Below are 13,030 nucleotides of genomic sequence, written 5' to 3'. Positions count from 1 at the left end.
CGGCCGCAGGGTGGCGGGCGTCGCAGTCCGCCCTCCGAGGGAGCTCCCTTGTCCACCCCCGCACCACACCGCCGCCGTTGGGCGGCGCTCGCCGCACTGCTCACGGCCGAGGCGATGAACCTGCTGGACGCGACGATCGTCCAGGTCGCCGCGCCCCGCATGCGCGCCGAGCTCGGCGGCCCGGTCTCCGCCGTGCCGTGGCTGACCTCCGCCTACACCCTGCCGTTCGCCGTCCTCCTGCTCACCGGCGCCCGGCTGGGCGACCGGACCGGACGCCGGCGGGTGTTCCGCATCGGGGTCGCCGGCTTCCTGCTGGCCTCCCTGGCCTGCGCCGTCGCGCCCACCCTCGGTGCGCTGATCGCCTTCCGGGCCGTCCAGGGCGCGGCGGCGGCGCTGATCGTGCCGCAGACCATCGGCCTCATCAAGGCGATGTTCCGCGGCGACGAGACCGCGAGGGCGCTCGGCAGCATCGGCCCGGTGATGGGGCTGGCGGCGGTGTGCGGCCCGGTCCTCGGCGGGGTGCTCACGCACGCCGACCTGTTCGGGTCCTCGTGGCGGGCGGTCTTCCTGGTCAACGTGCCGCTCTCGCTCGCCGTCCTCGTGCTCGTCCCGCTGCTCGCCGAGGACCGCGCGCCCCGGCGTCCCGGCATCGACCCGGCGGGCACGGCACTCGCCGCGCTCGCCACCGCCCTGCTGGTGCTCCCGCTGCTGCGCTCCGGCCGCGGACTGACGGACGGCCCGGCGCTCGCCTCGCTCGCCGCCGGGTGCGCGGTCGCGGTGCTCTTCGCCGCCCACCAGCGTCGTGGCGCGCGGCGCGGGCGCGGCACGCTCGTGGAAACCAGCCTCTTCGGGTCGGCCCGCTTCCCGGCGGCGTTGTTGTGCTCCGCGCTGTTCTTCGGGGCCGGCACCGGGCTCACCCTCGTCGTCGTGCTCCAGCTGCAAGTCGGCTCCGGCGCCGATGCGTTGACCGCCGGGCTGACGCTCCTGCCGTGCTCGGCCGGGATGGCCGCGGCGTCCTGGTGCGCCGGCGCGCACCTGGTCGGCCGGTACGGGTCGCGGGTGCGCAGCGCCGGGCTCGCGGTCATGGCGGCGGGCGTCGTGGCGACCGCCGGGGCGTTCGGCGTGGGCGGCCACCCGGCGCTGCTGCCGTGCGCGCTCGCCGTGGTCGGCGTCGGGCAGGGCCTCTTCACGCCGTCGTTCTTCACCGCCGCCCTGCACCCGCTGCGGCCGCAGGAGATCGGCTCCGCCGCCGGGCTCCTCAACGCCGTCCAGCAGTTCGGCACCACCCTCGGCGTCGCCGCGCTCGGCCGGACCTACCTCGCGTCGGCGGACACCGCCGGGGCGCAGCGGGCCTGTTGGGCGGCCCTCGCCGCGCTGGCCCTGGTCACGGTCGCCGGGCGGGCGATGCGCGCGGGCGGCGATCCGGACGCGGTCGAGGGTCCGGACGTGACCGGAAGCCCCGGGGCGGGCCCGGCAGAATCGGAGGCCGCTCCGGAACCGGCCGCCGAACCCCTGGAATCCACGCATGCTCGATGAGCTCGACCGCGCACTCGTCCACGCCCTGCGAATCGACGGCCGCGCCCCGTTCAGCCGCGTCGCCGCGGTGCTCGGCGTCTCGCCGCAGACCGTCGCCCGCCGCTACCGGCGGCTGCGCTCCGGGGCGGGCCTGCGGGTCGTCGGGCTCGCCGACCCGCACCGGGCCGGGCGCACGCGGTGGTTGCTGCGCCTCACCGCCGGTCCGCACGCCGCCCAGGGCGTCGCCCGGGCCCTGGTGCGGCGCGGCGACACGGCCTGGGTGCACCTCACCTCGGGCGGCACCGAGATCACGGCCGTCGTCGAGACCGCGCCCGGAGACGACGGCCACGCCCTGCTGCTGCGCGACATCCCGCGCACGGCCACCGTCACGGCCGTCTCCGCCCACTGCCTGCTGCACACATACCGCGGCGGCCCCACCGTCTGGCCGGGCGGGGCCTGCACGCTCAGCGAGGAGCAGCAGGAGCTGCTGTGCCTGCCCGCTCCTGAGCCCGTCTCAGACCCTCCGACGGTCCTCGATGCGGCCGACCTGGCGCTGCTGACCGTGCTCCACCACGACGGCCGCGCCGCCCTCGGGGACCTCGCGGCCGCCACGGGCCGCACCCCCGCGACGGTCGCCCGCCGCCTCGCGGAACTCCGCGCCGACGGCAGCGTCTTCCTCGACGTCGAGCTGGATCCCCGCCTGCAGGGCGCCGGCCTGCACGCGCTCCTGTGGATGACCGTCGCCCCCGCGCACCTGGACCGCGTCGCCCTCGCGCTCACCGGTCATCGCGAGCTCGCCTTCATCGCCGCGACGACGGGCCGGACCAACCTCGTGGCCACCGTCCTCTGCGCCGACCCGGCCCACCTGCACCGCTACCTCACCCGTCACCTCGCGGCGCTCCCCGAGATCACCGCCCTGGAGTCCACCCCCGTCCTGCGGACCCTCAAGTCCGCCGGGCCGGTTCCGCCGCCGCCCACCCGGGCCTCCCACTGACGCTTGACCGTTTCGGGGTTGACCGCCCTTCGGGAACAGGTCTATACCAGTGACAGTCCCCTCGGCGACGACCCCGTGCCGACGGACCGTTCGGCCCGCGCGCCCGCCCCCACGTCCGGCGCGGACGGGCCACTTCCCCCTGCCGTTTCCTGGAAAGGCTTCCGATGGAACGCGCTCTTCCCCCACACGCCGCGCCCCACAGAGCCCCCGGGGCCCACCGGCCCCGCACCCATCGCGCCGACCGCACCGCGCGCGCCACCCGCAGGGCCACGCGCCGGGCCGCCGTCGCCGGCGTGCTCGGCCTGGTCGCGGGCGGAGTCGCCGCCGTCACCGCCTCCGGCTCCGCGTCCGCCGACACCACCACCGCCACCGCCACCGCCACCGGCCTGGGCAGCAACTGGTACGCCTCGGCGCCGTACCTGATGCCCGAGGACAACAGTCCGCCGGACGCCGCCGCGGTGATGGACGCCACCGGACAGAAGGCCTTCCAGCTGGCGTTCATCCTCGCGCAGGGGAACAGCTGCGCCCCCGCGTGGGGCGGGACGTCCTCCATCGACTCCGACACGACGATGCCCTCGGTGATCCAGACGATCCGCGGCAAGGGCGGGGACGTCTCGGTGTCGGTCGGCGGCTACGGCGGCACCAAGCTCGGCCAGGTCTGCGGCACACCGGAGGCGACCGCCGCCGGCTACCAGCAGGTCGTCACCAAGTACCAGCTCAAGGCGATCGACTTCGACCTGGAGGAGCCGGAGTACGAGAACACGGCCGCCATCCACAACGAGATCGGTGCCGCCCGCATCCTCCAGCAGAACAACCCGGGGCTGTACGTGTCGATCACCACGGCCGGCACGAACGCGGGCACCGGCTGGTTCGGCACCCAGATGCTGGGCGAGGCCAAGTCCCAGGGCTTCACGCCCGACAACTTCTCGATCATGCCGTTCGACGGCGGGTTCAACGGCGCCGCCGCCCAGACCGACGCGCTGGTGAAGTTCAACCAGATCCTGCGGAACACCTTCGGCTGGTCCGAGGCCACCGCGTACGCCCACGAGGGCGTGTCGATGATGAACGGCCGCACCGACGCCGCCGAGTACTTCCGCCAGGCGGACTTCCAGACCGTGCTGGACTTCGCGACCGCGCACAACCTGGCCCGCTACACCTTCTGGTCGGTCAACCGCGACCGCCAGTGCCAGGGCCCGGTGGACCCGGGGCTGTCCGGCTCCTGCTCCAGCGTGGCGCAGGGCGACTGGGACTTCACCAAGTACACGGTGAAGTTCGCCGGCGCGACGCCGCCCACCACTCCCCCGAGCACGCCGCCGGCCACTCCCCCGACGACTCCGCCCACGACCCCGGGGGCCTGCACCCTCCCGGCGTGGAGCGCGAGCACGACGTACACCGCGGGCAACAAGGTCTCGTACAACGGACACGACTACCACGCCAAGTGGTGGACGCTGAACGAGGCGCCGACCGCCAGCGGCCAGTGGGGCGTCTGGGCCGACGACGGCCCCTGCTGACGGCTCCTCCTGGCGGTCCCCTTCCGGCGGTTCCCGCTGACGCACCTCCTGGCGGTCCCCGCCGGCGGTCCGCGCACAGGGGGGCGGGCCCGGTGGCAGCACCGGGCCCGCCCCTCCGGCGTTCCGTCAGCCCTGGTCGGCCGCGATCCGCTCCCGCAGGTCGGCCAGGACCTCCGCCGCCTCCGGCAGCCCGACCCGCCGGCAGCGGTCGGCGGCGGCGGTCAACCGCGCCACCGCCGCCCGCGTCCGCCCGAGGTCGGTGCCCTCGATCAGCGCGGCCATCCGCACCGCCTCGGCGCGCGGCGACTCGGCCTCCTCGCCGCCCTCCTCGTACACCGGGATCGCCCGCTCGGCCTCGGCCAGCGCCTCCTCGTGCCGCCCGGCGATGGCCAGGCAGCGCGCCCGCTCGTAGTGCGAACCGCCGCGCAGGAACCACGAGTTGTACGAGGCACCGGCGCGCTCGGCGGCCTCGCCGACGGCGTCCGCCTCGGCCAGCCGGGCGAGCGCGGTCTCCAGCCCTTCCTCGCCGCGGGCTCGCATCACCAGCTTGGCGAAATCGCGCAGCGTCCCGGCCATCTGATCCCACTGGGGCGCCTCGGCGTGCGCCGCGAGGGCGCGCTCGCGGGCGGCGTCGGCCGCCTCCCAGCGGTCGGCGTGGGCCAGCGCGAGGGAGGCCTCGCACGCGACCATGGTGTGCGTCGACTGGTCCTCCCAGCCCGCGACCGCGTCGGCGAGGCGCAGGTACTCCTCGGCCGCGTCGCGGTACTCCTCCAGCGCGAACAACCCGCGGGCGAGGTCGAGCCGGACCTGGGCCATCAGTCGCTCGTCCAGCTCCGGAGCGGCGGCGTCGAGCAGCACCGACTCCAGCACGGCCACCGCGTCGGCCGCCCGGCCGCTGCCGCGCAACAGGTCGGCCAGCTGCAGCCGCACCTGGGCGGCCTCCTCCGCCGCCGGCCGGCCCTTGCGGTCGAAGCGCGCGGCCGCCTCCGACAGGGCCCTGATCGCCCCGCCGTCGTCGCCGGTGTGCGAGCTCGCGTGGCCGAGCATCATGTACGTCGGGGCGAACGGGTAGGAGTCGTCGCCCCAGCGGGCGGCCTCGGCCAAGGCCCGGTGGAACACCTCGACGGCCTGGGCGGGTTCGCCGCTCTGCAGCAACACCTGGCCGAGCAGCCCGAGCACCCGCGGCGTCTGCCACGGCAGTTCGGCGGCGTCCAACTGGGCCATGACCTCGCGCAGTTCGGCCGTCGCCTCGGCCATCCGGCCCTGCCGGGCGGCGGCGTCGGCGGCGTACTGGCGCGAGGTGGCCGCCCGGCGGGCCGACCCGAGCGCGCCGCTCTCGGCCCGGTAGGCGCCGACGGCCTCCTCGAAGCGGGCGACGGCCCCGGCCGGCGGCTCCGGCAGCGCGGCGATCAGGTCGTGGTGCGCGGCGAAGGCCCGGCACTGGAACACGATCAGGTAGTCGTCGTCGCTGATGCCGCCCGTGGCGCGCAACTCCTTCGCCCGAACCAGCGCTTCGTCGAGTGCGGGCCAGTCGGGTGCCAGACCCTCGACCTCGCCGAGCTCGACGACGAGGGTGCGGGTGCGCACCATGAGGGCCTGGCCGGGCAGCCCCTCCTGCTCGAACAGGTCGGCGGCGGCCAGCAGTTGGGCCTTGCCGGCGGCGTAGTCGTCGCGGTCCAGCGCCTCGTGCGCACGCTGCTCGGCGAGTTCGGCGCGCAGCCGGCCCGCGGTGCCCGCCGCCGTGCCGTCCTCGTGCACGTAGCCGTCGGCCTCGAAGCGCTCGGCGATCCGGCGCCAGAGCCGGTCGGCGTCCGGGTGGCCGACCAGGTCCAGCTCGCGGGCGCGGACCACGAGGTCGGCGAACTCCTCGGGCTCCGGCTCGGCTTCGCGCCGCGGCGCGGGCACCGCGGCCGGGGCGCCGGCCAGCTCGGGCGCGGCGGCGCGCACGCCCAGGGCGAGCGGCTCGGCGAGCAGCGGCCCGCGCTCCAGCCGGGCCCGGCGCCGGCTGCTGACCGCATCGGTGCCGTTGCGGGCGTCGAAGCGGGCGGCCAGTGCGTCGGCCTCGGTGCGCAGGTGGGCGAGCAGCGTGTCGACCGTCCAACTTCGGCCGGGCGGGCCGCTGACCGCGAGTTCGCCGTGGCCCTGGCGGGCGAGAGCGGCGATCAGCACCTCGACGCCGGTGAGGAAGTCGAGGCGGCCGCTCGGGTCGCCGGTGACCGTGAACAGGTGGCGGTTCTCGGAGAGGATCTCCAGGCCGCGCGGCTCGTTGCCGGACAGTGCACAGAACTCGACGTGCTGGCCGACCGGGCGGGCCATGCCGGACTTGCCGCGGGCGAAGCGGTAGCCGACCAGGTGGCTGGAACGGGCCTCGTCCAGGCGCCCCTCGCGCAGCAGCGGAAGCAGGGCGGCGGCGTGACTGAGGTAGGGCTCCTCGGAGCAGGTGCTGTGGCCACCGAGGACCGGCCGCCACACCTCCAGGGCCCGCGCGTCGTCGCCGGCGCGCACGTGGTGGTTGGCGCGGGCGCGGAGCTCGCACGCGTGGCAGTCGCTCAGCTCGGTGCGCGGGCGGCCGGCCCACAGCTCGTAGGCGTCCTCGGCGCCGACGCCGGTGTGCGCGGCCAGGTGGTAGCGCTGGGCGTAGTACGGCTGGAGGCCGAAGCCGGCCTTCTCGTAGCGGGTGCGCATCTCGGTGTGCCAGCGGCGGATCGCCCCCAGCGGCACGTCCGGGGTGCCCGTCAGCGAGCCCGCGACCCACTTGAAGCGCCAGAACACCTGGTCCCTGGCCCACTCGCCGAAGCCGTCCGGGTCGGTGTCCCACAGCTTGAGCACGCGGGCGAAGACCACCGGCGACTTGCTGCGCTCGCCGTCGTACTGGTACGCCTCCATGAGCTCCAGCAGGGCCATCGAGCGCACCCCGGTGTCGTCGAACTGCTCTGCGGCGTCGACGAGTTCCTCGGCGGCCACGGTGCGCTGACGGCCGTAGGGGCGGGCGTCGTTCTCGCGCAGCGCGGCCATCACCGCATCGGGGGTGTCCAGCATCACGCCTCCTTCGGGTCGCTGCCGGCACCGCGGCCGCCGGCCGCCTCGTGGCCGAGCATGGCGTGGTCGAGCAGGCTGATGAACGAGCGGTTGAGCAGGGCACTCTCGCTCGCCTTGAGCGGACGGCGGGTCATCAGGACCGCCTGCCCGTACAGCGCCTCGACCGCGGTGACGGTCAGGTCGCGGCTGCCGGCCAGCGAGGCGGCACGGCGCACCAGCGGGTTGAGGTGGTTGAGCACCAGCTGGGCGCGCGGCACCTCGGCCCGCAGCGAGCCGAGGATGTCCGCCCACAACCCGTCTGCTTCGTCGGCGAGTTGGGCGCGGGTGCGCTCGTGCCGGGCCTCCCGGTTGTCCAGCAGCAGGGCGGGGGCGCTGGTCGGGTGGAAACTGCGCAGCGCGACGTCGCAGTCGAACCGGCCGACCACCTCGCGGGCGATCGTCAGGAACGCGGCAGCGGCGAGCTCGGCGGCCGGGTCGACGGTGTCCAGGTGCGCGGTGACGGTGCCCGGGTCGAGGTCGGCGACCGAGACGCCGGGGCGGATCTCCGGCAGCCGGTGCACGAGGTCGCGGTCGTAGGTGTAGCCGCCGTTGACGACGCCGAGCCCGGCGGCGCCGGCGATCGGGGCCACCTGACGGAACTCCTCGACCGTCCGGGTCACCAGCAGGACCGGGTGGGTGCGGGCGAACTCGTCCAGCGTGACGTTGCCGTCGGTGGTCTCGAAGGGCAGCCACGGCAGCATGATGCGCAGCAACTCGTCGTCGTAGCGCGCGAGTTCCTTGACCGCCAGGTGGTGCACGGACAGGAAGCGGTGCAGCAGCGCCGGGTCGCTCGCGGACAGGCCGGTCAGCCAGTCGCGGATGCGGGCGCCGAGGGCGTCGCGGACGGCGGCCAGCGTCTCGTCCGCGTACAGGCCCTCGCGGGAGGCGGTCGGGCGCAGGCCGTCGGTGTCGACCACGCAACGGACGAAGAAGGCCCAGTCGGGCAGGAGTTCGTCGGCCTGGTCGGTCAGCAGCATGCCCTTGAGGTGCACCCGGTGGCCGGAGCGGCGGGAGGGCGGGGCGGCGTCCGGCAGGACGTAGGCGACGCCGCGCAGGCCGACCAGAGGGAGGTCCAGGTCGATGCTGTCCAGCGGGGTGAAGTCGAAGGCCGAACGGCAGTACTCGGCCAGCGCGTCGCGGCGGGCCAGCGGCGAGCCGTGCCGCTGCGCCCACGGCGGCGTCCGGTTGACGCGGTGCTCGGTGCCGTTCGCGTCGACGACCGTCACCTCCTGGCGCAGCAGGCCGCCGAAGTCCCGGGCGAGGGCCAGGACCCGGCCCGAACGCGTCCACTCCGCGGCGTCCGCCCGCGGGGCGAGGGTGACGGTGGTGCCGGGCTCGGGCCTGGCCTCGGCGGGCAGCGTGCGGATGGTGTAGCGGCCGTCGGAGCTGCCGCGCCACTCGACCACCGGCGCGTCCGGGGTGGCCGCGGAGCGGGTGACGACGGTGATCTCGTCGGCGACCACGAAGCAGGCGAGCAGGCCGATGCCGAACTGGCCGATGAAGTCGCCGCGGGCGCGGGCCAGGCCGGCGCCGTCCAGGCCGCCGTCGGCGTCCCGCTTGGAGCTGCGACCGATGGTGGCGAGGAAGGTGTGGACGTCCGCCTCGGTGAGGCCGATGCCGGTGTCGGTGACGGTCAGCTCGTCGTCGGCGCGGACGGTGATCCGGGCCGGCGCCGCCGGGTCGAGCTTCTGGCGGGCGGTGATCGCGTCGACCGCGTTCTGCAGGAGCTCGCGCAGGTAGACGCGGGGGCTGGAGTACAGGTGGTGGGAGAGGAGGTCCACCAGGCCGCGCAGGTCCACCTGGAAGGTGTGCGCACTGGCCGGGGCCTGCGCACTCGTCGGGTTCTCGGATGGGGACACCGGGGGCTCTTTCGATTGCTGGATGGGTGAGGAGGTCTGGGCACCGGGCGGCGCGGCGGGCGTGCGGCGCGGTGGCGGGCGGGTGCCGTCAATGGCCGTCAGCGGGTCGCAGCCGGCACTATCGGGCGCAACGGTCGCGGTGGGCGCGGAAGTTGGCGACCGGATCGCCGGCCAGGTAGTGCCAGGGAGACTCGGTGACGAGGCCGTCCAGGGCCTCGAACAGCCGGTGCGCGGTCTGGCGCTGGTCGGCCAGCGAGAAGGCCATCGCGAAGGCGTTGAAGGCGGCCTGCCAGCCGCGGGCCGGCGTGAAGTCCGGGTGCAGGACGGACCGGGCCGCCGCCTCCTGGAGCTCCGCGAGGACCGTCGGGCTGGTGAGGTAGGCGTGGTCCTCGCCGTCGGGCAGGTCCAGCCAGCGCTCCAGGTGGGCGAGCGCGACCAGCTCCCCGAGCTGGCTGCCCTCGGGGGCGGCGAGCATCGCGGAGCGGGCGAACTCGTGCATCTCGTCGTGCGAGCCGCCCCACTTGGCGCACAGCTGCTGGAGCCGCTGGCGGTGCGAGGCGGCGTGCCCGGGCACGCGGCGCAGCGCGGCCTCGAAGCGGCAGGTGGCGACGTCCGCGTCGAGCGAGGCTCCGCGGGCGCTGATCTGGAGGAAGTACCACGGCGCCAGCCAGCCGGGCTCGCGCTCGGCGACCTCCAGCAGCTGTTCCTCTGCGGTGTCCAGGCGCTCGTGGAAGAGCTTCCACTGCTCGTCCGTCACGTGCTTGGCGCGGGCGCCGGTTCGGGCCTCCCAGGCCCAGGTGATGTGCCGGGCTCCGGAGAGGAGGAGGGGAAGGGCGTCGTCGGGGTGGTCGGCGACCGCGCGGGCCGTCCAGGCCTCGACGCCGTCGACGTCGGCGAGGGCACCGAGGATCCACGTCCGGTCGGCCTGGTCCTCGACGGCGGCGAGCGCCGGGCGCAGCGCCGTCCAGTCCCCTGCGGCGGCCTGGCCGAGCATCACGCGGACCGCGTCGTCGCCGAAGGCCGGGTCGAGCGCCGGGGCCGGGGCCGCGGAGACGGGGGCGGCGGGCCCGGCCGTCCGCGCCCCGCGCCCGAACCCGAGCCCGCGGCGGCCGGACCGGCCCTGCGTGGCGTCCTCGCCGGAGCGGCGACGGAAAAGCGGCATCGGGTGGTCCCCCTCGAACGTGATCGGCATCTCTCGCATGGCCGCACAGTGGCCGCCCAGATGCAGTACATATCACGCGCACCCGACATCCGTTCGCGCAGCCCGCACCGGGCCTGACGAGGGGGGTAACAGATGACAACGGACAGATAACAGATGACAGATTTCAGCGAACAGATTCTGTCATCTGTTCGCCATGCGTTGTCCGCCCGCTCACCCTGAGGTCAGATCGGATCACCGGACGTTCGGACGATCCGATCAATCCGGGCGGCCCAGCCGGGCGACCAGGCGAACGGCCGGGTGGCCGGGCGACTAGGCGAACGGCCGGGTGGCCGGGCCGTCAGAACGCGGCGAGTCCCGCGTCCGGGGTCCTGCCCGTCTGCGCCTGCTCGATCCGCTTGACCAGCATCGCCGCGAACCGGCGCGTCGCCGCGATGTCCACCGGGCCGCCCTCGGTCGTCACGCTCGCCACCACCGTGCCCGAGCGCAGCACGATGCCGACACCCTCGCTGCCGGCCAACTGCCCCTGGAACACCTGACTTTCGCTCCCCAGCACCGCGGCATCCACGGCCTTGAACGGCCCGCTCCGGTACGACGCGTACGTCTCCTTGAGGCGGTCCTTCGCCGCGTCCCGGGTCGGCAACGTGTCGATCATGAACCGAGCGACGACGTCGCCCGAGGAGAACCGGACCGACCCGCTCAGCGGCTTCCCCGTGCAGGGCGCCGCCGCCGTGCAGGTGGTGGAGTGGTCGGCGGTGTCGACGCGCCGCTTCTCCTCCTCCCACCCGGCCATCGCCTTGACGTCCGGCAGCACTTGGAGGACCAGCTTGTCGTCCAGCAACACCGCGTCCGAGTCCGCCCCGGGCGTCCCGGCCCCGCCCGCGGCCGGCGGTGGCACGGCCCCGCCGGCGCCACCGGCCGGCGGTGTCACAGCACCGGGCGAGGGCACCGAGGCCGCGTCGGACGCGCCGCCCGCGGCTCCCCCGGCAGCCGGGCCGGACGCCTGGCCGCCGGCCGCGCCGGTCGCCGTCGGCGACGTGCTCGACCCCGAACTGGCCCTGCCCGCAGCGTCCTTGGCGGCGTCCTTGTCACCCGACGCGCACCCGCCGAGCACCCCCACCAGCAACCCGGCCGCCACTACGGCGGCCGTCCGCCGACCGATCCTGCCCATCGCCCGCTCCCTCCCGGTGTCCGTGACCCATCAAGATAGCCGTTCGCTCCCGGACCAGCCGCGGGCGGCCTCACCCCTGGGAGCCACCATCACCCCGGGGCTCTCACCGCCCCGGGAGCCCCACCACCCCGGGAAACGGAACGGCGGTGGGCGGCGACCTCTCACGAGGCCGCCGCCCACCGCCGTCACGGTGTCACGCGGTCCGGGCGCTTCAGGCCGCCGGGGCCGGGAAGGTCGGGTACTCGACGCCCGAGATGTACTGGACGACCCGGACGACCTGGCACGAGTAACCGAACTCGTTGTCGTACCACAGGTAGAGGATCGCGTTGTCGCCCTCGACCTTGGTGGCACCGGCGTCGACGATCGAGGCGTGGCGCGAGCCGATGAAGTCGCTGGACACCGCGTCGGGCGAGTCGATGAAGTCGATCTGGCGCTTCAGCGGCGAGGTCAGCGAGACGCCGCGCAGGTAGTCCAGGACCTCCTCGCGGTTCGTCTCGCGCTTCAGCTGGAGGTTGAGGATGGCGATCGAGACGTCCGGCACGGGCACGCGGATCGAGCTGCCGGTGATCTTCGCCTTGAGGTCCGGCAGCGCCTTGGCGACGGCCGAGGCGGCACCGGTCTCGGTGATCACCATGTTCAGCGGTGCCGAGCGGCCGCGGCGGTCGGCCTTGTGGTAGTTGTCCAGCAGGTTCTGGTCGTTGGTGAACGAGTGGACGGTCTCCACGTGGCCGCGGACGACGCCGTACTCGTCCTCCATCGCCTTCAGCGGCGGGACGATCGCGTTGGTGGTGCAGGAGGCGCAGGAGATGATCTGCTCGTCCGGCTTGATCATGTCGTGGTTGACGCCGTGGACGATGTTCGGGACGTCGCCCTTGCCCGGCGCGGTGAGCACCACCTTGGCGATGCCGGGGCGCAGGTGCTTCGACAGGCCCTCGCGGTCGCGCCAGCGACCGGTGTTGTCGATCAGGATGGCGTCCTTGATCCCGTACTCCGTGTAGTCGACCTTGGCCGGGTCGTCGGAGTAGATCACGGTGATCTCGTTGCCGTTGGCGATGATCTTGTTGTTCGCCTCGTCGACGGTGATCGTGCCCTGGAACTGGCCGTGGATCGAGTCGCGGCGCAGCAGCGAGGCGCGCTTCACGAGGTCGTCGCCGCCGCTGTTGCGCACGACGATGGCCTTCAGGCGCAGGCCGTTGCCCGAGGCCTTCTCGATCAGCAGGCGGGCGACGAGGCGACCGATGCGGCCGAACCCGTACAGCACGACGTCCTGGGCGGACCGGCGCTCCAGCTTGTTCTCACCGGTGGCACCGGCGACGGCGCGGGCGGTGAACTCCTCCACCGACAGGCCCCGGTCGTCGGCCCGGTAGGTGCTGGCGAGCATCCCGAGGTCGATCTGCGAGGGGCCGAGGTCCAGGGCGGTCAGCGCCTGGAGGAACGGCATGGTGTCGGTGACCGAGAGCTCCTCGCCGGCTATCTGGCGGGCGAAGCGGTGCGTCTTGAGGAGGCTGACCACCGACTTGTTCACCAGGGAACGGCTGTGCAGCAGGACGGTGACGTCCTTCTCGCGGTGCAGCCGCCCGATGATCGGGATCATCGACTCCGCGATCTCCTCGCGGTTCTTCCAGTCCGTGAACACGTCGTCGTTGACAGTCACAAGTCCATCTTTCGAGCTGAGGGTGTTGCCCACATGGTAGCTTCGCGGATTTTCGATCCGACGGCCTCCCCCGGCCCGCGTTGACCGAG

Annotated in this window: 8 protein-coding genes; 3 read left to right on the top strand and 5 right to left on the bottom strand. The window is 74.3% G+C overall.

What is annotated here, in order from left to right:
• Window positions 1-48 precede the first annotated feature (48 nt).
• The 3 genes from AB0C76_RS17865 to AB0C76_RS17855 all read left to right on the top strand — a co-directional run bounded on the left by AB0C76_RS17865 (window position 49) and on the right by AB0C76_RS17855 (window position 4,020).
• Window positions 49-1,536: an MFS transporter gene (locus AB0C76_RS17865; RefSeq protein ID WP_359965633.1), complete on the top strand. Its 1,488-nt coding sequence runs from the start codon at window positions 49-51 to the stop codon at window positions 1,534-1,536.
• The gene (locus AB0C76_RS17860; RefSeq protein ID WP_359965630.1) at window positions 1,526-2,509 is read left to right on the top strand and encodes an Lrp/AsnC family transcriptional regulator; all 984 of its coding nucleotides are present in this window, start codon (window positions 1,526-1,528) and stop codon (window positions 2,507-2,509) included. The genes AB0C76_RS17865 and AB0C76_RS17860 overlap by 11 nt, the downstream gene beginning before the upstream one ends.
• A 164-nt stretch (window positions 2,510-2,673) precedes the next feature.
• A complete protein-coding gene (locus tag AB0C76_RS17855) occupies window positions 2,674-4,020 on the top strand; it encodes a carbohydrate-binding protein (protein WP_359965628.1) in 1,347 nt (448 codons plus the stop codon).
• A 126-nt stretch (window positions 4,021-4,146) separates the two neighbouring features.
• Here AB0C76_RS17855 and AB0C76_RS17850 read toward each other — a convergent pair whose 3' ends face one another.
• The 5 genes from AB0C76_RS17850 to AB0C76_RS17830 all read right to left on the bottom strand — a co-directional run bounded on the left by AB0C76_RS17850 (window position 4,147) and on the right by AB0C76_RS17830 (window position 12,941).
• Window positions 4,147-7,059 carry a hypothetical protein gene (locus tag AB0C76_RS17850; protein ID WP_359965625.1) on the bottom strand — a complete coding sequence of 971 codons (2,913 nt, stop codon included), beginning with the start codon at window positions 7,057-7,059 and terminating at the stop codon, window positions 4,147-4,149.
• Entirely contained in the window at window positions 7,059-8,957 is a 1,899-nt protein-coding gene (locus AB0C76_RS17845; protein ID WP_359965622.1) for an HSP90 family protein, read from the bottom strand. The genes AB0C76_RS17850 and AB0C76_RS17845 overlap by 1 nt, the downstream gene beginning before the upstream one ends.
• A 118-nt stretch (window positions 8,958-9,075) precedes the next feature.
• Window positions 9,076-10,158: a hypothetical protein gene (locus AB0C76_RS17840; RefSeq protein WP_359965619.1), complete on the bottom strand. Its 1,083-nt coding sequence runs from the start codon at window positions 10,156-10,158 to the stop codon at window positions 9,076-9,078.
• 298 nt (window positions 10,159-10,456) lie between these two features.
• A complete protein-coding gene (locus AB0C76_RS17835) occupies window positions 10,457-11,287 on the bottom strand; it encodes a hypothetical protein (RefSeq protein WP_359965616.1) in 831 nt (276 codons plus the stop codon).
• A 211-nt stretch (window positions 11,288-11,498) separates the two neighbouring features.
• A complete protein-coding gene (locus AB0C76_RS17830; RefSeq protein ID WP_359965613.1) occupies window positions 11,499-12,941 on the bottom strand; it encodes a glyceraldehyde-3-phosphate dehydrogenase in 1,443 nt (480 codons plus the stop codon).
• Window positions 12,942-13,030 lie beyond the last annotated feature (89 nt).

It is taken from the genome of Kitasatospora sp. NPDC048722 (assembly GCF_040650235.1).
GTDB lineage: Bacteria > Actinomycetota > Actinomycetes > Streptomycetales > Streptomycetaceae > Kitasatospora.
Note: the sequence above shows the minus strand (reverse complement) of the source record. Positions and strands in the feature narration are given on the sequence as shown.